Annotated in this window: 15 protein-coding genes and 1 pseudogene; 9 read left to right on the top strand and 7 right to left on the bottom strand. The window is 70.9% G+C overall.

Annotated elements, in window-relative coordinates; translation table 11 throughout:
- Positions 1 to 4 precede the first annotated feature (4 nt).
- The 4 genes from ACH4TV_RS46195 to ACH4TV_RS46180 form a co-directional block, all read right to left on the bottom strand.
- Positions 5 to 1039 (bottom strand): amidohydrolase family protein, encoded by a 1035-nt coding sequence (locus ACH4TV_RS46195; RefSeq protein WP_398407474.1) that lies wholly within the window; start codon positions 1037 to 1039, stop codon positions 5 to 7.
- Entirely contained in the window at positions 1036 to 2184 is a 1149-nt protein-coding gene (locus tag ACH4TV_RS46190; RefSeq protein ID WP_398407473.1) for an FAD-dependent oxidoreductase, read from the bottom strand. The genes ACH4TV_RS46195 and ACH4TV_RS46190 overlap by 4 nt, the downstream gene beginning before the upstream one ends.
- 99 nt (positions 2185 to 2283) lie before the next feature.
- Complete coding sequence (locus ACH4TV_RS46185) at positions 2284 to 3261, bottom strand: cyclase family protein (protein ID WP_398407472.1); 978 nt, start codon at positions 3259 to 3261, stop codon at positions 2284 to 2286.
- Positions 3258 to 4256, bottom strand: coding sequence for a fumarylacetoacetate hydrolase family protein (locus ACH4TV_RS46180; RefSeq protein WP_398407471.1), 999 nt, complete (start codon positions 4254 to 4256; stop codon positions 3258 to 3260). Before ACH4TV_RS46180 ends, ACH4TV_RS46185 begins: the two co-directional genes overlap by 4 nt.
- A gap of 134 nt (positions 4257 to 4390) precedes the next feature.
- Here ACH4TV_RS46180 and ACH4TV_RS46175 point away from each other — a divergent pair, with 134 nt between their 5' ends.
- The 3 genes and pseudogenes from ACH4TV_RS46175 to ACH4TV_RS46165 form a co-directional block, all read left to right on the top strand.
- A complete protein-coding gene (locus ACH4TV_RS46175) occupies positions 4391 to 5335 on the top strand; it encodes a LysR family transcriptional regulator (RefSeq protein ID WP_398407470.1) in 945 nt (314 codons plus the stop codon).
- 118 nt (positions 5336 to 5453) lie between these two features.
- Positions 5454 to 6740, top strand: a complete 1287-nt coding sequence (locus ACH4TV_RS46170) for an MFS transporter (RefSeq protein WP_398407469.1) — start codon at positions 5454 to 5456, stop codon at positions 6738 to 6740.
- A gap of 196 nt (positions 6741 to 6936) precedes the next feature.
- Positions 6937 to 7075: pseudogene (locus ACH4TV_RS46165) on the top strand (IS701 family transposase); the annotation flags it as partial.
- 393 nt (positions 7076 to 7468) lie between these two features.
- Here ACH4TV_RS46165 and ACH4TV_RS46160 read toward each other — a convergent pair.
- Positions 7469 to 7687: a hypothetical protein gene (locus ACH4TV_RS46160; protein WP_398407468.1), complete on the bottom strand. Its 219-nt coding sequence runs from the start codon at positions 7685 to 7687 to the stop codon at positions 7469 to 7471.
- A gap of 116 nt (positions 7688 to 7803) precedes the next feature.
- Positions 7804 to 8241, bottom strand: a complete 438-nt coding sequence (locus ACH4TV_RS46155; protein WP_384119341.1) for a Tat pathway signal protein — start codon at positions 8239 to 8241, stop codon at positions 7804 to 7806.
- 985 nt (positions 8242 to 9226) lie between these two features.
- On the opposite strand from ACH4TV_RS46155, the gene ACH4TV_RS46150 reads away from it, so the two are divergent.
- From ACH4TV_RS46150 to ACH4TV_RS46135, 4 genes are read left to right on the top strand one after another with little or no spacing between them, the layout of a single operon-like run.
- Positions 9227 to 10588: a hypothetical protein gene (locus ACH4TV_RS46150; RefSeq protein WP_398407513.1), complete on the top strand. Its 1362-nt coding sequence runs from the start codon at positions 9227 to 9229 to the stop codon at positions 10586 to 10588.
- Positions 10585 to 12015 (top strand): VWA domain-containing protein, encoded by a 1431-nt coding sequence (locus tag ACH4TV_RS46145; protein ID WP_398407467.1) that lies wholly within the window; start codon positions 10585 to 10587, stop codon positions 12013 to 12015. Before ACH4TV_RS46150 ends, ACH4TV_RS46145 begins: the two co-directional genes overlap by 4 nt.
- 49 nt (positions 12016 to 12064) lie before the next feature.
- Complete coding sequence (locus ACH4TV_RS46140) at positions 12065 to 13189, top strand: AAA family ATPase (protein WP_398407466.1); 1125 nt, start codon at positions 12065 to 12067, stop codon at positions 13187 to 13189.
- On the top strand, positions 13186 to 15987 hold the full coding sequence (locus tag ACH4TV_RS46135; RefSeq protein WP_398407465.1) for a hypothetical protein: 2802 nt from the start codon (positions 13186 to 13188) through the stop codon (positions 15985 to 15987). The genes ACH4TV_RS46140 and ACH4TV_RS46135 overlap by 4 nt, the downstream gene beginning before the upstream one ends.
- Here the strand turns inward: ACH4TV_RS46135 and ACH4TV_RS46130 are convergent.
- The gene (locus ACH4TV_RS46130; protein WP_398407464.1) at positions 15970 to 17547 is read right to left on the bottom strand and encodes a hypothetical protein; all 1578 of its coding nucleotides are present in this window, start codon (positions 17545 to 17547) and stop codon (positions 15970 to 15972) included. The two genes, ACH4TV_RS46135 and ACH4TV_RS46130, sit on opposite strands and share 18 nt — an antisense overlap.
- A gap of 573 nt (positions 17548 to 18120) precedes the next feature.
- Between ACH4TV_RS46130 and ACH4TV_RS46125 the strand changes: the two genes are divergently transcribed.
- Positions 18121 to 18726: a dihydrofolate reductase family protein gene (locus ACH4TV_RS46125; RefSeq protein ID WP_398407463.1), complete on the top strand. Its 606-nt coding sequence runs from the start codon at positions 18121 to 18123 to the stop codon at positions 18724 to 18726.
- Positions 18727 to 19344: 618 nt separating this feature from the next.
- A complete protein-coding gene (locus ACH4TV_RS46120) occupies positions 19345 to 19863 on the top strand; it encodes an AAA family ATPase (RefSeq protein WP_398407462.1) in 519 nt (172 codons plus the stop codon).
- Positions 19864 to 20679: the final 816 nt, after the last annotated feature.

Raw genomic sequence — 20679 nt, 5'->3', positions numbered from 1 at the left:
CTCCTCAGGAGAGGCGCAGCAGTGCTGCCGCGTTGCCGCCGCGTACGGCGTGGAAGTGGGCGTCGGGCAGGTCCGTGGCGGCGCGCAGCGCGCCGACCGGATCCTCGGTGCCCATGTCGAAGGGGAAGTCCGAGCCGAGCAGGATCCGGCCGGGGCCGGCCACCCGGATCAGCTCGCGCAGGACGTGCGGATCGTGGACGAGCGAGTCGAAGTACAGCCGCTTGAGGTAGCTGCTCGGTTCGGACGCGCAGCCCCGCGTGTCCGGTCTGGTCCGCCAGGCGTGGTCGGAGCGGCCGATGTGGGTGGGCAGGTAGCCGCCGCCGTGCGCGGCGATCACCTTCAGGCCGGGGTGGCGGTCCAGCACGCCGGAGAAGATGAGGTGGGAGAGCGCGACGGCGTTCTCGGTGGGCTGGCCGACCGTGTTGGACAGGTACCAGCGGTCCAGGCGCTCGTCGAGCGTGCAGCCGAAGGGGTGCAGGAAGAGTACGGCGCCGGTCGTCTCGGCGAGTGCCCAGAACGTGTCGTACGCCGGGTCCGAGAGTTCGCGTCCGGGTGCGTGGCTGGATATCTCCACTCCGCGCAGGCCCAGGCCCAGGGCGTGGTCGAGGGCCTCGACGGCGAGGTCCGGGTGCTGGAGCGGGACGAGGCCCAGCCCGTGCAGCCGGTCGGGGGCCTGGGCGACGTGGGCGGCGGTGCCGGTGTTGGCCAGTTCCCACACCGTGCGGGCGAGGTCCTCGTCGGCCCAGTAGTGGTAGTGCGAGGGGGACGGCGAGACCAGTTGGACGTCGACGCCGGAGGCGTCCATCGCGGTGAGCCGGGCCTTGACGTCGGTCAGCAGAGGGATGCGGTCGCGGACCATCGGGCCGCTGACGGCGAGCGCGTCGGGGCCGTTGCGGCGGGCGTCGAGTCTGCGGGCGGCGGCCAGCCCGGGGTGTCCGGCGACGGCCTTCTGGACCTCGGGCAGCAGGACGTGCGCGTGGACGTCGATGGTTGGGGTGGCTGCCGTCTCTGGGGTCGCCAGGGTGTCCGGGGTCGTCACGGGGTCTCCTTCAGGACGGACATCGTGCGGCCGATCAGGCCCGGCACGTCGGCGTCACGGACACCGTCCAGCTGCCACTGGCCGAGTTGTATCGAGGCCTCGACGACCATGCGGACACGGTCGATGCGGCGCTCGTGGTAGCGGATCAGCAGGTCGTCGAAGGAGCCGGGGGAATCCCACGACTCCTCCGCGCTCAGCAGCTCGGCCAGTACGGAGGCGTCCTCCAGCGACATGGCCGCGCCCTGCGCGAGGGTGGGCGGGCAGGCGTGGGCGGCGTCGCCGACCAGCACGACCCGGCCGCGGTGCCAGGAGCCCTCGACGAGCAGCCGGTCGAACCAGGTGTAGTTGACCTTGGCGGGGTCGGTGATGCTCGCGGCGATCTCGGGCCAGGCGCCGCCGTACGGGGCTGCCAGGCGCCGCATCTCGTCCGCGTACGAGGCCGGGTCGATCGAGGCGCGGTCGCGGTTGGCCTCGACGAGATAGGCGTAGATGGTGTTCTCGCTGGTGGGGCAGTAGCCGGCGATGTAGCAGGGCCCGCCGAAGGTCAGGTCCGTGCGCTCCACGCCCGCCGGGCGGGGTGCCGCGACGCGCCAGATGGCCATGCCGGTCGGCTCGGGCTTCTCGCCGATGCCGATCATCGCGCGGGTCCGGGAGTTGAGACCGTCGGCGGCGATGACGAGGTCGTAGCGGCCCTCGGTGCCGTTGCTGAAGCGGGCGGTGACGCCGGCCCCGTCCTGGACCAGCTCGTCGGCGGTGGTGCCGAGGCGGACCGTCGCACCACTGGCCCGGACCTCCTCGCACAGGATCTCCTGGAGCCGGGGCCGCTGCATGCCGATGGTCGCGGGCAGGTCCTCCCCGCCCGTACGGATGTCCTGCTGGACGTGGAACACGTGGCCGTCGGGCGTGGCCAGGCCCACCGAGTCGAAGGCGTAGCCGCTCTCCCGGACCTTGTCCCACACGCCCAGCTCGCGCAGCACGCGCAGCGCGTTGCCCTGGAGGGTAATGCCGGAACCGAGGACGTTCCAGTCGGGCTTGGCCTCGATCAGGTCCACGGTGATGCCCGCTCGCCGCAGCAGCACGGTCACGGCGTTGCCGGAGGCGCCGCCGCCGATGACGAGGACGGTGCGGGGGCGGGGGTCGGTCATGGGGTCTCCCTGCGGTGGGCCGCGCGACTTCGAGCGGCAGAGGCGGTGGCGCGGGCCGGGTGGGCTGTCTGGGCGCGGTCCACCCGGCGGTCCGGGGCGTTACTTGACGGCGATGGGGTTCACGGGGGAGCCGACGGCACCGGTGATGGGCAGGGGCGCGGCGGTGAGCCAGAACTCGTAGCGCCCGTCGGCCGCGCAATGGTCGGCCAGAGCGTCGAGGTCCCACATCTCGCCGATGAGCAGGCCCATATTGGGGATGGCGACCTGGTGCAGCGGCTGGAAGGCGTGGTCGAACTCGTTGGGCCGGACCTCGAAGCCCCAGGTGTCGGTGGCGATCCCGGCGATCTTGCTGCGGTGCAGCCAGCCGGCGGTGGTGAAGCTCAGCCCGGGCGAAGCGCCGCCCGCGTACTCGCCCCAGCCCTCGCGCCTGGCGCGGGCCAGCCGTCCGGTGCGGACGAGGACGAGGTCGCCGCGGCCGACGGTGACGCCATGCGCCTCGGCGGTGGCGACCAGGTGCTCCTCGGTGATGGCGAAGCCGTCGGGCAGTTCGCCGTCCTTGCCGACGACCAGGCCCGCGTCAAGGAGAACGCCGCGTCCCGCGACGTGCGGCGCCATGTGCTCGATGCCGGTGACGAGGTCGCCGTCGGAGGTGACGACCTTCTCGGCGGCCCGCCCGTTCCATGCCTTGCCATGGTCGAAGATGTGGCCGAGGCCGTCCCACTGGGTGGAGCACTGCAGCGGCATCGCGATCACGTCGTCGGCACCGCCGATGCCGTGCGGGAAACCCTGGTTGCCCAGGGCTGCGTCGGTGCCGGTGTCGAGCATGGTGTGCACCGGATTCGTACGCCGCCGCCAGCCCTTCTGCGGGCCGTTCATGTCGAAGCGCTGGGAGAGCGAGAAGCTGACGCCGTCGCGGACGAGGGCCGCGCCCTCGCGGCGCTTTTCGGCGTCCAGGAAGTTGAGCGTGCCGAGGACGTCGTCCTCGCCCCAACGGCCCCAGTTGGAGTACGCCTTGGCGGCCTCGGCGATCGCGCCCTCGGCGTCTGCCGCATCAGGCACGGTGGCGCTGCCGCTCACGGTGCCTCCTCCGCGACGCAGTGGATGCGCTGGGCACCGAGCCCCGTGACGGAGCCGTCCATCACGTCGCCGTCGCGCAGCAGCCGACCCCAGTGCATGCCGTTCCCGGCCGGGCTCCCGGTCAACACCAGGTCGCCGGGCAGGAGTTGGGCGGTCTGGGAGATGTACGAGACCAGCTGTGCGACGCCGAAGATCATGTCCTTGGTGGACTCGTCCTGCATGGTCTCGCCGTTGAGCTTCAGGGTGACCCGCAGGTCGGACGGGTCGGCGACGGACCCGGCCGGGACGATCCAGGGGCCCAGCGGGGTGAAGCCGGGAGCGTTCTTGCAGCGCAGCCAGTCGGTGCCGATGGCGGGCATGTCCCGGCGAAAGACGGTGGCCCGGTCGGTGAGGTCGTTGGCGATGGTGTAGCCCGCGACGTGGTCAAGGGCCTCTTCCACCGTGACCCGGTAGGTGGGGCGGGAGATCACCGCGGCCAGCTCCAGCTCCCAGTCGGGCTTCTTTGCCCAGGCGGGCAGTACGACGTCGTCGTAGGGGCCGGTGATCGTGGTCGGCAGGCCGATGAAGACGTATGGGAGGTCCTCGGCGGCTCGCTTGTCCATGATCGCCGCGATCTCGGCGCGGGCCTCCTCGACGGTGCGCGGGTCGTCCTGGGCGCGGTGCGCGACCGCCAGGTCGATCACGTGCTGCCGGTAGTTGGCGCCGGACTGGAAGATCTGTCGGGGCTCGACGGGAGCGTGCACGGACAGGTCGTCCAGCGGCAGCCAGTCACCGGCTGGATCGCCCGCGAGGCGGTGCAGGCGCGGCAGTTCCGCCTCCCAGCGCTCCAGGAGGGAGAGGACGGTCAGGGCGGGTTCGTCCAGCGCCGTACGCAGGTCGAGCACGCGGCCGTCCGGCACCACGAGGCCGGGGAACGCGGCCCCGCCCGGAGCGGAGAGAGTGCCGATGGCCAAGGGGCCGGCGAAGAGGGGCGCCGACGTGGCTGCGGATTTCACGGAGATGTCCTCCCGATTGCGGTGCCACTAATCTGGCCCGTACATTGCAATCAGGGAAATCGATTCTCTGGATGCCAGGCATCCAGGCGGCGAATACCAAGGCCGCAGTCTCCTACTCCGTACAGGGATTTCGCGTGAACCTGGCCAGCCTGGACCTCAACCTCGTCGTCGCCCTGCGGGCCCTCCTGGAGGAGCGCAACGTCACCAACGCGGGCCGACGCATCGGGCTCAGCCAGCCCGCCATGAGCGCCGCCCTGGCCCGGCTGCGCCGCCACTTCGACGACGACCTGCTCTCCCGGGTCGGCGGACACTACGAACTGACCGCCCTCGGCCTGGCCCTCCTCGACCGCACCGCCACCGCCTGCGACCTGCTCGAACGCGTCTTCACCAGCCAGGCGGTGTTCGACCCCGCCCATGAGGAGCACGAGTTCACCCTGATCGCCTCCGACTACGCGGTGGCCGTCTTCGGTGCCGAACTCGCCCGCACCGCCCACACCGAGGCGCCGGGGATCAGGCTGCGCTTCAGGCAGCCCCCGACGGACCTCACCGAGAACACCGGGGCGCTGCTGAGCACCGCCGACGGGCTGCTCCTGCCGCACGGCATCATCGGCGACTTTCCCGCCGTGGAGCTCTACCGGGACCGCTGGGTCTACCTCGTCGCCGACGACAACCCCGAGGTCGGCGAGCAGCTCACCCTCGACGACCTGGCCCGGCTGCCGTGGGTGGCGTACCAGCGCACGTACGACGCACCCGCCGCCCGCCAGATCGGCATGCTCGGGATCGAGCCGCGCGTCGAGGTCTCCGTCGACAGCTTCCAGCTGATGCCCCTCCTGGTCGCGGGCACCCGCCGGGTCGCCCTGATCCAGGGGCATCTCGCCGACCGGCTCGACGGACTCGTCCCCGTACGGGTCATGGAACCGCCCTACGACGCCGTGCCACTCCGGGAAGCCCTGTGGTGGCACCCGGTCCACACGCACGACGCGGCGCACATCTGGCTGCGGGAGACGGCGGCGCGGGTCGCGGAGACCATCCACGGCAAGGATGATCGCGATCCGGCAGATCGATCGGACAGAGGCTAGGCAGGGCTGGGCCGCTCACTCATAGTCGACCCCAGTTCCTCCGCACGCTCCTCTTCCCGGGGTGTCTGTTCCCCGGTGGCGTGCCGTCCTCCCCAACCACGCCACGTGGAGTTCCCGCATGCCCGCTTCCGTGCCTCCGCCCCCGCCCGCTTACGTGGAACCAGTGCCGCCACCCGGTGCGGTCCTTCCGACATCCGGTGCCGCACACCGGCTGCGCGTCGCTCTCCTCATGGCCGGCAGCTGTCTGCCGATCCTCGGGGCCGTCCTGATCGCCCCCGTGCTGCCCAAGATGCAGAACCACTTCGCCGACGTGCCCGGCGCAGGCGCCCTGGTCCCGATGGCCCTCACCGTCCCGGCCCTGGCGCTGGGCCTGCTGGCACCCTTCGCGGGCGTCATCGTCGACCGGCTCGGCCGCAAGCGCCTGCTGATCGCCGCGACCGTGCTGTACGCGATCTTCGGCACCGCCCCGCTGTGGCTGGAGTCGTTGGGCGCCATCGTGGCCAGCCGCGCCCTGGTCGGCATCGCCGAGGCCGCCATCATGACCTGCTGCACCACGCTGATCGGCGACTACTACAGCGGTCGGGTACGGGACCGCTATCTCGCCCTCCAGACCATGTGCGCCTCCGCCTCCGCGACCGCGTTCTTCGTCATCGGCGGTGCCGCGGGGTCGGCCGGCTGGCGGACCCCGTTCTGGATCTACGCCGTCAGCCTGCTCATCGCCCCGCTCATGGCCATCGGACTGCCGAAGCCGACCGCGGCCACCGGTGCCGCCGAGGACGGGGATGGAGACGGGGAGAGAACGGACACCACGGTCGCGCCGAAGCGCTCCTTCCCCTTCCGGCAGCTGGCCGGGATCTGCGGACTCACCGTGTTCGGGGCCCTCGTCTTCTACACCGTCCCGGTGGAGATGTCCTACCTGCTGGACGACCTCGGCGTGACGGCGACCAGCGTGATCGGGCTGGCCACAGCGATCGCCAGCGCCGCCACCGTGGCCGGCGCGATCACCTTCGCCAAGCTGCGCGGGACCCCGGGACCCCGGCTGCCACTCGTCTTCGCCCTGTGCTCGGCCGGGTTCGCGGTGATGTGGCTCGCCAACAGCGCGCCGCTGCTGATCGCCGGCGCCGTACTCAACTGCCTCGGCACCGGTCTCCTGCTGCCTTCCCTGCTCACCATCGCCATGTCCAGGCTGGACTTCGCCGACCGCGGCCGTGGCACCGGCCTGTGGACCGCGTCGTTCTTCATCGGCCAGTTCATCTGCCCGCTGGCGCTGATCGCGGCCGAGTCCGCCCTCGGCACCCTGGCCTCCGCCGTCGGCCTGCTCGGCCTGGCCGCAGCCGTCGTCGCGGCAGGCCTCTTCCTGACCGCCCGGCGCAGGGCCGCAGCCGTCGCACCCTTGTCCCAGTAGCAGGAAGCCGCCCTCGACGGGCGAGTCGCGGGCGGCGCTGTCCGGTACGGACCAGGTCCAGGCGGTGAGGCCGGTTTGCAGAACAGGGGGAGCCGGCCTAATGCGCGGCTTCCAGGGCCTCATCGTATTTGTCCACATGAATAGTAGGACTCCGTTGAGTCTTCCTGTCGGGCCTGTTCGGGAGCACGTTGGATGTGTGGACGCACATGAAGTGAACCGAGTACGGGCGGCGTTGGCGTTGTTCGTGGCTGATGTGTTCGCCTCGGTGCCGCGCAAGGACCAGCGCCAAGGGCGACTGCTATCTGCGGGGGCTGATGTTGGACGGCCGCCGCAAGCAACGCCCGGGGCCTCGCAGTGCACTTCGCTTGACCGCCCGGTTCAACGACCAGCCGCGGACGGTGTCACGCCCACTCCATGCGCAGCTCTCACAGTGTGTCCAACTGGCCCTGGGCAAGCCCGACGACGGGCGGTAGCTGGTGAGGAGTTCCGTCAGGCCACGAGGTGGTTCTTGAGCTGGGTCGGCCCGCACAGCGGCGTTGAGTTCCGTCTTGGCGAGCAGCACGCCCAGCAGCAGGGCGCTGTCGGTGCGTCTGGGCCCGTCCGGCCGCAGGCTCGGGTCCGGTGTGGGCGCAGCGCCGAGTTCGTCCAAGGCGCGGTAGAGAGCGCGCGCTGGACGGGCGTCGGGCGGACGGACGAGCCATCACGCTTGTCCTGACTGTGGCTTCATGTCAGGTCTGGGTGGTGGCGCGGCGGCGCCGCTTGGGTTTCGCAGTCCGTACCGGTTTGGGCATGGTGCCCTTGTTCATCCGGTCGTAGGTGCGGGTCATGTGGGCGATCTCGTCCTGGAACATGGCCAGCACCTCGTAGTCGGCCGCCTGGTCGCCGAGGGGGTTAATTGCCCCGGACAGGACCCGGCACAGTTCGGTGTTGATCCGGCGCATCCGCAAGGAGGCGTTCTCCGCGATCTTCGCCGGGTCGCCTCAACCACGTCGCCGCCACGCGGGAACGGCCAGGACGTCCCGCTGCGCGACACGCCCTGGCCGTAGCCCGCTCCCCTAACCTGTCAAACCATCACACACGACGACGCGTCACCAACGAAGCAGACCCACAGCCGCACGTCGCGGACGCTGTACCCCTGCGAATTGGCGTAGCCGGGAGTGTCGTTGGCACCGTTGCTGTCCGAACCGAGCTTGGTGTAGCTGTGCCAGTTCCAGGATCCGTTCTCCCACTTGTAGTACGTGGTGTAGAGCCCCGCGCCCTTGCCGTCGGAGCAGTTGTCCCAGATCGTGAAGTTCCAGCTCGTGTCGAAGACCTCGTAACCGCCGGCCGTTCCGACCTGCCACCAGTTGTAGTCGCCGTACACGGACGCACAGCCGTCGGACGTCTGCTGGTAGTAAGTGGCCGCCTGCGCCTGGCCGGAGAAGGCCACCACGATACCGGCGGCGGCAGCCGCGACCGCCAGCTTCCTACGGGCCCCGCTGAACGAAAAGCGTCGTGTCATGGTCATCCCCTGAGATCCGTGACTGTCTCCCCGTGAGTGAACGGGGAGCGGTGAATCCACATGATGCTTGACATGTTCATCGGGGTGTTGGCATCCCGCGCACGGCTGTTGGCACTCAGCGCACTGCCGGCGATCCGCGGTGCTGGGACTGCTGCCGGTGGTCGCGGGGTGTGGTGCTGTACAGCGTCTTGAAGGCGCGGCTGAAGGACGTCGGTGTGAGTGGGCGTGATCATTCGAATTCTAGAAGCGCCGGGGAGTGCGCGTCGGTCGTTGGCGCTGCTCAGTGGTCGAAAAGGCGTTGTCAGTGGTCGCCGGTAAGTTCGTCAGTGTCGCGCCGATCGGTCGCGACACCCCCCCTGGGCTGCGCCGATTCGGCGTGCGCAAAAGCCTTGTGCCGTAAAGGAGATGGTGCGTGTCGGACTGGGAGAAGTCGAGTACGGCCCGGGTGGTGCCGCCCGCGAGGCCGCGCAAGCTCGCCAAGGTCCCCTTCGTCGAACTGGCCGACGGACGCCTCCAGGGAGTGGTCTCCAGCGGCTCGGACATCGAGAGGGTGTACGTCTCGTCGGTCGCCGCCAGCACCTATGCCTTCGCGTGCAGCACGAACAACAACCGCCCCTGCGGCGGCGCGCGGGGCTCGTTCTGCAACCACATCCGCGCCCTGGTCACCGAGGCCGTCCTCCAGTACGGCGCCGACCGCGTCGGCCGCTATCTGCGCGTTGAGCCCGGGGCCGCGCAGGCGGACGCCGCCGCTCTCACCGCCGCGATGACCGGCGCCCGGCCTCCGCAGGCGGACGGCAAGGCCGCCGCGGCGTCCGTCTTCAGCCGGTTCCTGCGCCACTTGGCCTACCTGGAACTCGCCCCGGTCACCGCCCCGTTGCCGGAACTGCAATGGTTCCCGCCGACCAGGGCGGCGGCTGCCGCGGGCACACCCGCCGACGAGTCCGATCCGGCCGGGGAGGAGGAAGCCGGCCGGCTCACCGCGCCGGTGGCGGGGCTGGACGAAGCGCTGGCGGCGGCCGACGCCTTCGACCGGACCCTCGTGGCAGGCCTGCTGCGCCCCCGCCCCGACCGGGTGCAGGACCTCACCGAACTCGCCCGCGCCGTCGCCGGCACTCCGCTCGCCGCCCGGGTCGCCGAAGCGGCCGAGAAGGCCGCGGCCGGAGCCGCGAGCGAGGAGCACTTTGTCGCCCTGGCCGCCGCCCGCACCGCCCTGTTCGGCGCCGTGCACGACGCGCTGACGCTGGGCGCCGACGAGCTGACCGGCCGTACGCGGCAGGAGCGGGGGCCGACTGCCGTCGGCGCACGGCCCGAGGTCAACCTGCTTGCCGCGGCCCGCAGTTGGCTGTCGGACCTCGCGCGTGCCGGCTGGCAGGGCATCGACCACGAACTGGCCGGCGGGGCCGCACCGATCGTCTCCGCGATGCTGCCCGACCCAGGGCTGCGCCGCCTGGCCACGCTGCTCGACGGTTTCGCCGCCGAACTCGCCGCCTCCTGCCCCGGCGCGGCTCTGGACCGGATCCCGGCGCGCCGCTGGGGCGACCTGTGGGCCCGCGCCCTGCTGCTGACCCGGCCCGGAGCCGCCGACGCGCTCTCCGTCGAGGCCGTCACCGGCCGGCTGCTGCCGCTCGGCGTGGACCTGCACGAACACGTCACCGCCGCGCAGGCCCAGGTCCACGCGGTGTTCGAACCCGCCGACGGCACCGCGCCCCGGCTGGTCCGCGCGAGCGTCTCGGTGCCGAAGCCGGACACCATCGTCGAGGCGGGCGTCTGGCAGCTGTTGCGGCCGCACCTGTCGCTGCTCACGGCCCTCAGCGAAGGCCGGGCGATGGACCTCGACGCGATGCCCCTCACCGACGAGGGCGATCTCCTCTGGGACGACTCCCGGGCCCGCCAGGGCGACCGCGCCGACGCCCTCGCCACCGCGCGGGTCGTCCTGCCGACCGCCACCGCCCAGCCCACCGCGCCCCTGGACCGTCACCCGACGCGCATCGCCGAGCCGGTGTTCCTGGAGGGCTACGAGCGCAGCCAGGACGGCGACACTCTCACCTTCACCGTCGCCGGTCACGCCCTCGCCGTCGACACCGACCGCATCCCGACCGCGAGCCCGCTGACCCCCGAGGCCGTCGCCGCCTCCGGCGCGTGCATCGGCCTGCTCCGCTGGGACGACGGCGGGTTCCGGCTCCAGCCGCTCGCCGTCGAGACCACTGTGCGCCGGAAGGCCGTCGCCCTGCACGCGGGCGCGTGGGCCGGCGGCACCGCTGACAAGGCCGGCGCCCGGGCCGAGAAGGCTGCCACCGACGCCGTGACCGTCCTGCGGGAACGGGCAGGGAGGCTGCTGCGGAAATGAGCGACGACATGGATGACATGGACGAGGTACTTGAGGCCATTCCCGACGACAACCGTCGGCAGGTTCTCTACTGGCGGTTGCTCGCCCGCCTCTTCGACCCCGAGGAGCAGGCTGGCTTGGAGTCGGCGAGCCTCGCTGTCGTCGAGGACATTGGTCTGCCGCCCGCGCTGCTGGACCCGCAGGCCTCCGTCGACTCGATCGTGCAGCGCCACCCGGAACTGGCGGCGGAGTTCGATGGGTTGATGGTCCCCGAAACCGACACCGAGGATGTGGCTGATCGCGACACTCGAGACCGTGCTGCCGAAGTCCGGCACGCGGCCCTGGTGTCCAAGGTGCTGCTGAACGTCTTCGCCACCGGATCCGGAGCGGTCGGCGCCGGACAGCTGTCCCGGTGGCAGAGCGACGCCGGCTGGCTGGAGCGCGCGCTCGGCTGCGCGCCCGGTGAGCTGCGCGGCGGCCGGCTGCCAGGCAGCCTCGGCGTCAGCCCGACCGGAACCGGAGGCAACGGCCGCACGCCCGACCTGAGCAACCTGATCCCCACGATCGGCCCCGAACTCGGCGCCCTCGAAGCCGACCTGGTCCGGCGCATGCACCTGCGCGAGGTGCTCGCCGACCCGCAGCTCGCCGCACGGCTCACGCCGAGCATGTCGCTCATCGAGCAGCTGCTGCGCGACAAGAACAACCTCTCCGGTGTCGCCCTGGCCAACGCCAAGGCGCTGATCAGGCGCTTCGTCGACGAGGTCGCCGAGGTGCTGCGCACGCAGGTGGAGAAGTCCTCGGTCGGCGCGATCGACCGCTCGGTCCCGCCCAAGCGCGTGTTCCGCAACCTCGACCTCGACCGCACCATCTGGAAGAACCTGACCAACTACAGCCCCGAAGAGGAACGCCTCTACGTCGACCGCCTCTACTACCGGCACACCGCCCGCAAGACGACGCCGCAGCGGCTCATCGTGGTGGTGGACCAGTCGGGCTCGATGGTCGACTCCATGGTCAACTGCACCATCTTGGCGTCGATCTTCGCCGGACTGCCGAAGGTGGACGTCCACCTCATCGCGTACGACACCCGGGCGCTCGACCTCACTCCGTGGGTGCACGACCCCTTCGAGAGCCTGCTGCGTACCCAGCTCGGCGGCGGTACCGACGGGACGGTCGCGATGGCCCTGGCCCAGCCCAAGGTCGCCGAGCCGCGCAACACCGTCGTGGTCTGGATCTCCGACTTCTACGAGTGGCAGAGCCAGCCTCTGTTCGACAGCATGGCGGCCCTGCACCGCTCCGGGGTCAAGTTCATCCCCGTCGGCTCGGTGACCAGCTCCGGGCGCGGCAGCGTCAACCCGTGGTTCCGGGAGCGCTTCAAGGACCAGGGCACACCGGTGATCTCCGGTCACATCCGCAAGCTCGTCCACGAACTCAAGACGTTCCTCACCTGAGACTCCTGGGATTTCTCCCTCCTCACGAACTTTCGAGAAAGGCCTCTCCATGTCCGACCTGCTGCGCGCCCCCGCCGAGCTCAAGTACGCCGAGGAACTCGACTGGCTGGAGACCGTCGACGACGGCCCCAAGCCGTTCTCGTGGCGGCTGTCCCCGAAGATGGTCCGGCTGTTCATCCTGGGCTCCGAGCGCGCCGACGGCCTCGACCGGGAGATCTCCCAGAAGTGGTTCGGCGACCGCAGCTTCGTCGAGCGCTCCATCGTCACCCTCGCTTCCGACCGCGGCCTGCTGCTGATCGGCGACCCCGGCACCGGCAAGAGCTGGCTGGCTGAGCTGCTGTCGGCCGCGATCTCCCGCAACTCCACCCTGGTGGTGCAGGGCACGGCGGGCACCACCGAGGACCACATCAAGTACTCGTGGAACGTCTCGATGGTCATCGCCAAGGGCCAGTCGAGGGAGTCGATGATTCCCTCGCCGATCATGACGGCCATGGAGGCCGGCTCGATCGGCCGCTTCGAGGAGCTCACCCGCTCCACTAGTGACGTCCAGGATGCGCTGATCTCGATCCTGTCCGAGAAGTACATCTCGGTCCCGGAGCTGGGCAGCGACCAGGACAGCGACAACATCGTGTTCGCCAAGCCCGGCTTCTCCGTCATCGCCACCGCCAACAGCCGCGACCGGGGCGTCAACGACCTCTCCTCCGCGCTCAAGCGCCGCTTCAACTTCGTCCGCATCCCAGTGGTGACGAACAAGAAGAGCGAGACGGAGATCGTCCGCTTCCGCACCGAGGAACTGCTGCGCCGCCACCAGATCGAGCTGGACGTCCCGCCGACTCTGCTGGACGTGCTGCTGCAGAGCTTCGCCGACCTGCGGGCCTCCTCGGCCGCCGCCGGCAGCGACGACGAGAAGCTGGAGTCCGCCCTGTCCACGGCCGAGCAGATCGGCGTCCTGGAGGACGCCATCCTGCACAGCAACTTCTTCGGCGAGCGCGCCCTCACCGCGCATGCCCTCGCCGCCTCGCTCGTCGGGTCCCTGGCCCGGCGCGAGCCCGAGGACCTCGCCATCCTCAACAAGTACCTGCACGGTGTGGTCGAGCCGCGCAGCAAGGAAGAGGGCGGCTGCTGGCCAGAGTTTCTCCAGGGCGGCCGCGACGCGATCGCGACCCTGTCGTGAGCGGCGGCCCCTTCGAGGCCCTGCGGGGCCAACTCCACGAGGCGGCGACGGAGTTCGCCGACGGTCCCGGAGCCCTGGAGGGCATTCTGCGGGGCATCGTCGACGACGTCGAACGCGCGGTGCGCGAACCGCTGGAGATCTTCCCGGTCTGCCACCACTCACCTGCCTCAGCGATCGCCATGGCCCGCCGGCTGCGCTCGAAGCAGCCGAAGGTGGTCTACCTGGAGCTGTGCGAGGACATGACGCCGCTGCTCACGGAGCTGCGCAACTGCCGCCTCCCGGTGGCGGTCCAGGCCTTCGCGAGCGAGATCGAGGGCTTCCCCCTCGACTGGGCGCCGCTCTCCGTGGTCGCCCCGGTCACCGAGGCCTCCGCCGAATACCAGGCCATCGCCTACGCACTCGACACCCCGGGCGTCGAACTGGTCCTCGTCGACCGCTCCTCGGACCACGTCTTCCAGTGGGAGACCGAGCACCTCACCGCACCAGACGCAGCTGCGGACTCCGACCCCGACGCTCCCGAGACGCCGCAGCAGGCCGCCCTGCACGGCGACGCCGTCGGCGTGGAGATCGGCGACCTGCGCCCGCGCTTCGCCGAACTGGAGGAGCACCTCCTGCGCCACGGCCGGGTCCGGCACTGGTCGGAGTGGTGGCACCAGTACGTCGAACTGCCCCTCGGCGACAGCGACCACGACACCTACCTCCAAGTGATGCTGCTCATCGGCAGCCTCTTCCGGCGCCTCGCCCCCGGCGACCCCGGGAAGGTCCGGGTCGACGAGGACCGCGAGCGGTACATGTGGACGCGGATGCGCGAGCACCTCGCCGCCACCGGCGCCGACCCCGCCGACTGCCTCTACGTCTGCGGCGCCTTCCACGCGGCCAGCAGGGTCGAGGAGTTCGGCGTGCACGGCAGCGACACGTTCACCATCAGCCCGCCGAGCCCCACCAAGTGGCGGCACGGTCTGATCCCGTCCAGCCACGCGGCGATCGAGGCGCAGTTCGGCCTCGCCGCGGGCTCGGTGTCCATCGCCGCGACGGAATGGGCGAAGAACGTCAAGCGCACCGGCGTCCGCCCGTTCCGCCTGGAGGGCCAGGAGGGCACGAAGAAGAGCACGGCGAGTAAGGCCCTCCCCGCGCCGGTCCCGGCCCAGACCGCCGCGCCCGCCGACCGGCTCACCGGCTTCCTCCGGCGCCCGCCCACGCTCGACCCGCTCGACGAGGCCGAACTGCTCGGCTGGTCGGTGGACATCGTGCGCGCGGCACGCCGGGGCGGCTACCTCGCCTCCACCGCCGACGCCATCGCCGTCTTCGAGACGTCGATCCTGCTGGCCGGGATGCGCGAGCGCGCCAAGCCGACGCCGTACGACTTCCAGGACGCGGCCGTCACCTGCATCGAGAAGGACGCCGTCCCGGGCCGGCGGGACATCGGCCGACTGGTCGAGATCATGATGGGCGGCGACCGCGTCGGCCAGGTCGGGTACGACGCGCTGCCGCCGCTGGCCCGAGACGTGCACGACCGGCTCGCCCCGCTGAACCTGAAGCTCCAGCAGCGCGGAGTGCAGCGCGCCCTCCTGGACATCGCCTCGCGGCCGGAACTGGAGCACTGCTCCGACCTGCTGTGGATGCTGCGCCGTCTGCTGCCCGACGGCGCCGCCCGGCCCATCATGGGCGAACGGCGGCTCGGCGAGCGCCCCATCCAGGAGTCCTGGGACCTGGCCCTGGGTACCCACCAGCGCGCCCTCATCGAGCTCGGCTACGAGGGCGTCAGCATCGAGCAGGTCCTCGAACAGCGGCTGCGGCGCGCCGCATACGCCCCGCAGGCCACGGCGGCCCAGGTCCTGGAGGCCGTCGAGGACGCCATCCTGCATCTGCGCAGCCGCCGGCTCGCCGACGAGCTCGGCACCCGTGCCCTGGAGGTGCTGGCGGGCGAACGCAGCGTCGACGGCGCGCCGGAGGTGCTGCGCCGGGTGCGCCGGCTGCTGGCCTACTACCGCACCGCCGACCCGGTGCTGCCGCCCTGGATCGAGTCCTTCGTCAAGGCCGGCTACGCGCACTACTGCACGCTGCTGCCGACGGCGTTCACCGACGACGACGCCACCGTCCGCCAGGTCGCGGCCATGCTGGGCTTCCTGTTCGGCATGGAGAGCCTGGCCCTGTCCCTCGGCTGCGACCGCACCCAGCTCGAACTCGCCCTCGCCCAGTCCCACCCGACCGAGCCCTCCCGCACCGCACTGCTGTGGGCGGCGCAGACCCACCTGGGCACGCTGTCGAGGACGGCGCTGCGGGCGCGCTGCGCCGAACTGCTCGGCAACCCGCTGGTCGTCCCCGCCTACCCCCGCTACCTCAGCGGGTTCGTGCACGCCCTGGAACCGGTGCCGGGTCTGGCCGACTTCGTCGTCGAGGCAGTGTCCAACGCGTTCGCCCGGCTCCCGGACCCGGTGCTGCTGCCCTGGCTCCCGACGCTGATCACCGGCCTGCGGGCGGGCGGCAGCGAGTTGGCCCCGCTGCTGATCCGCGAGGCCGGCCGTGTCTTCCCCGCCCGGCTCGCGGAGCTGGACAGCTGGGTGCCGCCCTGGCGACTCCCGCAGGAACCGCCGCGCGCGCACCTGGAGTCAGCAGCGAGCACCGGGACCGGCCTGGCGCTCCTGTCCGCCCACCCCGTGACCTGCGATGCGCTCGCGGACCTGCTGGGCTGCGAAGGGACATGGGGGACCGCCGAAGCCCCGCCCGCCGGAGTGGCCCTGCTCGCCCGCCACCCGGAGACCGCGGCGGCGCTGGAAGTGCTACTCGCTGTCGGCTGATCCGGCGCAGGTGCTCACCAGAGCGCGGATCGCTGGTGTGGGCAACGCCGGGTTGGCGGCCGCGTGGTGGACCAGCTCCTCGTCGTCGAGGAGCTCCGCGAGCCGGGACGGCGGAAGGTTCGGGTGGCGTGCGAATGCGGCCCGGACGGCGGGGTCGGGGTCCCGGGTGAGCCGCTCGACGGCGGCCGGCGGGACCTTGGGGTCGCGGGCGGCCAGCGCCCGTACGGCGGGATCCTCGTCGTCGGCGTGGACGGCCAGTCCGTCGATGGGGAAGTGCGGGCGGGTGAGGAGGCGGTCGCGCTGATGGCCGGTGTGCTCGAGGAAACTGCGCAGGAGCAGGGCCGCCGGGGCGTCCGGGTGGTTCTGGGCCAGCAGGACGCGCACGCCCAGGTCGTCGTCGACGGCCAGCCGGGCCACCAGGTCGGCCGGCAGGGTCTGCACCCGCGCGGCGTTTCTGCGCAGCATCGGGTGAACGGACAGCGCGTCCCGGCGGACGGCCTCGGGGTCCGGGGGCGTCAGCGGCTCGGGACGGAACAGGAAGAGCCCGTCCAAGGGGACCGCGTAGTCGATTCCGGCCCGCTCCTCCTCGCTCCACGCGGGGTGCACGGAAACCGCCAGCCGCACCCCCGGGTCGGGATCCGTGGCGAGGGCTTGCCGCTCCTCAGGGCCGAGGTCCGGGTGGCGCGCGACCGTCCTGCGCACGTCCGGCACGGGGTCGGCGGCGAGGGTGCGGCGCTCGGCGGGGCCGAGGTCGGTGCGGCCGGCGATCTCCGCACGGATCTCCGGGTCCGGATCGGAGGCCAGGAGCCTCACCACGTCGGGCGGCAGGGTCGGGTTCGCGGCGATCATCGATCGGTCCTGCGGGCCGGCCGGAGCGGTGAGGACCGCGTCCACGACCGCCCTGCTGAGGGCGCGGTGCATCAGGGCGTCGGTGCGGCCGTGACACGGTCTGTCGGGCAGGACGCTCTCGACCCACACCGGGTCCTCGCCGCGCAGATGCCGCTGGGCCCTCGACCGGACCTCGTCGTCGGGGTCCGTCAGCAGTGCGGCCCGTGTCTCGGCGGGCAGCCACGTCCACTCCATGCCGACGCCCCAGGCGCGGACCTTCGGATCCGGGTGCGTGTGCATGGACCGGCGCAGCCCGGGCGAGAACTGCCGGAAGAAGGAACCGCCGAGGTGTTCCTGCTCGTAGCTGTTGAGCATGTGCACGACGGCGTCGTCGGGCAGCGGCGGCCCGTCGTACTCCGGCCCGGGGCCTTCGGCGAGGTGGGCGCGGACGAACCAGTGCGGATCGTCCAGGAGCCGTGCCCGCTGGGCCGGATCGACATGGGGGTTGCGGGCGAAGAAGCTGCGGGTGTGATGGTCGGGGTGCGCGATCACGGCGTCGACGACCGCCGACGGCAGGATCCGGTCCCGGCACAGCACCATCCGTACGGCGAGCGGAGCCTGGGCCAGCAGGTGCAGCAGGACCTCCTGCGGAGCGGCGGGATTCAGCGCCAGCCCGGCGAGCCGCCGGGTGGGCAGGTCGGCGTCCTGCCAGATGTCGTCAGGTGTCGGCACGCCTCGAACCCCCAAGGAAAGACCACGGAACGGGCCCCCTGCCACAGGACAGGGGCCCATGACCCTAACCGCTCCCTGCTGCCCTACCGGTGTCGGACTCCGACCGCAACAATGTCGCGGACCATCGTTGCGGCACTGCTGTCGTGGACCTATCTGTCCGTCGGAGGTCTTCCAGATCTTGATGGGGAAGATGTCCGGGCCGTCCGTTGCCGTGCTCCGGAAGCTGTAGGCGCTCTTGTCGTTCACCGTGCCGGAGCCCTGGAGGACGGCTCGGGAGCCGGAGACCACGAGCCGGTACGCTCCTCGAGTTTCCTGACGGTTCGGCTGCTTCGTGGGCCGTGCGCCGTCGTGGTCGGGGCAGACGACGGACCCGGCCACGACTCTTGCCCGCCCCGACCACAGCCCGCCACGGCTGGTCAGCGTGGTGCCGGGTTCTCCCTCCTGCAGCACGGCCACTTCCGCCTGGTCCCATGACAGACGAGTGGTGGGCCGGGAAGGATGGCAAGAAGCAGCCGCCGAAATGATGTTCCGGGATCGCGATTACTTTCGGGGCCGGCCGGCGTCTAAGGGAGCATGAACCTAGTGACGTGCCGTGCTTCGATTTCCCTCGACGGCTTCACCGCCGCTCCCCATCAGAGTCTGGAGAACCCGTTCGGCGAGGGCGGGATGAATCTGCCTCAGTGGCAGTTCGAGACCGGCCAGGAAGGGCGCTCCGCCGACGCGGAGATCCTTCGCCAGGTCGGCGAGGATGTCGGTGCCTACATCATGGGCCGCCGGATGTTCGGTCCCGGGATCGGTGAGTGGGACCAGGAGTGGACCGGCTGGTGGGGGCCGAATCCGCCCTACCACGCGCCGGTGTTCGTGCTCAGCCACCACCCGCGTGAGCCACTGACCATGGAGGGCGGCACGACGTTCACCTTCGTCACCGACGGGATCGAGTCGGCGCTGGAGCAGGCGCGGAAGGCGGCTGGTGAGCGGAAGGTCTCGATCGCCGGTGGCGCGAACACGGTCCGCCAGTACCTCGCCGCCGGGCTGATCGACGAACTGCTCCTGCACATCGTGCCCATCACGCTCGGGGCGGGTGAGCGGCTGCTGGAGGATGTTGGCGGTCTGAAGCTGGATCCGGTGGAGGTGGTCGCATCCCCGACGGTCACGCATGTGAGGTACCGACTCTCGTAGCCGGAAGACCGGCCGTGCACGGATCTCGCGGGGCGCGACGCGCCCCGCGAGGAGGAGGCCCCGGTGACACCTAGCGTGTTCCGTCACCCCCGCCCGGCGCCGCTCCACCGTGTTGCGCTGAGTGTTGCGGTAGAGGCTGTGCCAACTGCTGCGCGAAGTGTTGCGGTAAGTGTTGCGCCAGCCTCCGCAGTGCCCCAGAGTCCGCCCAGGTCACCACGGGCGTACGGCGTGGTCGGACCGCTGACATCCCCGTTGCGGCACCCTTCGCCCATGCCTGGCTGGAGTTTGAGGATGTGGGAGGACTGGGATGGGCGGCGTGGACGCCCCGGGGATCGGGCGCGCTCAGCCGGTTGCGCGTCGGCCGGGCCGCCGCGCCCGCCGTCTCGATCAGGCAGGGCGGGCCGGGTAGCGTGATCACAACCGGTCATGGATGAGGGGGAGTTCGTGGCTACGAGCGTCGAAGATTTCTACTCCCGGGATCTCCTGCTGATCCGGCACAGCCGCTCACGTCCCGAACATGCCCGGTCAGTCTGTGCCGTGATGACGTCCCGGCCTCCGCCTTCGTCGGCGACGTGCTGGACTGGTGGCATTCCGTACGTAGCTTCCGGGGGAGGGACCATGAGTGAGGTCGCCACGGCCGTGTCCGACGAAGTGTTTTCGGCACTTGCCGAGAACCTGCGCCACATCCTTGAGACCCGCGCGCTGCTGTGTGTCATCGCGCCGGAGGACGTCCAGGGCGAAGCCGTTGTGGAGGCCGCGCTCAGCCGCTGCGACGGGGCCGACTCCGTCATGGTCGCGACCGCCGCGCCGGGCAGCCTCGCGGCGCTCCTGGACGCTTTCCACGCCGCCCTGCACCTTGGTGCCCGGCCGCGACGGCTGGCCGACGCGCAGCGGGCTGTCGAGGACGAACTCGCCCGGCGTCCCTGGCCGGTGGTGGTCGTACGGGATGCCCATCTGCTGCGGACCGAGGCTCTGCTGTATGTCTACGGGCTGTGGAGCCTGTTCCAGGAGCGTGAGCGCCGGATGCCCGTCGTCCTGGTGGGATCCGAACGGATCCGGTCTGTGCTGCGCCGGCCGTCACTTGCCAGCCTGGAGAGCTGCATCTTCATCTGGCACCGCCTCACGCCCTCACCCTGAAGACAGGAGGCCCCGGATCTGATCCCCTCCTCGAGCCGCAACTGCGCCCGACAAGACCAGCTGAAGGGGACGTCCTCGTACTGGCGTTCCCGCACGTCCTGGTCTGCACCGCCAGCGACGGCGGCACCACGACGCTGCGCTCCCTGACCGCCCAGTTTCTGCACCAGGGCGCCCACGCCCTGGTCCTCGACCCCAAGCGGATCTCCCGCCTGTGGGCGAAGGTTCTGCCGACGGTGACCCACCGCGGCAACAAGAGCTTTGGCCGCCCTGCGGGCCAACCGCGCGACCTGCGATGGCAGGTAGGTGTCCAGCGAGTCGACGTCGTCGCTCAGTCGCGCCTTCAGCCTGTGCAGGCATGCCTTGGTGAGCAGCTGCTGCGGGTCGTCCTCGGGTTGCTGCGGCTCAGTTGGTCGGCAATCCCCTTTCGGTCAGTCGCAACCGTCCGAAAGGACAGCTGGGCTTGGGAGCGATTCCGCCCAGAATGGATTCGGTCGAGACCGCGTTCGTTCGCGCCCGGTGACCGCCTGTGAAGTGTTCGATGGCACGCGCGGTCTTTATGTCTTACGTAACCCCCCACACCCTGAACTGAAAGAAGTTCATGAGAAGAAGCGCAACCGTGCTGCTTGGTGTGACCGTCGTGCCGGCCGGGAGGCTCACGGCCGTTCCCGCTGAGGCCGGCGCACCGCACTCGTGACCACCGCCGCACCGTCGATGTTCACGTGGAAGATCAGCCGCTCCTGCTTCAGGGCCCGGAAAATGCTGCGCAGCACGCTGAGCAGCCCGCGGGCCACGTTGCCCTGATGGCGGGCGAGTTCG

The sequence above is a fragment of the Streptomyces sp. NPDC020898 genome (genome assembly GCF_044333925.1).
Taxonomy (GTDB): domain Bacteria; phylum Actinomycetota; class Actinomycetes; order Streptomycetales; family Streptomycetaceae; genus Streptomyces.
The sequence above is the reverse complement of the archived record's forward strand: the minus strand, read 5'-3'. Positions and strand labels throughout refer to the sequence as shown.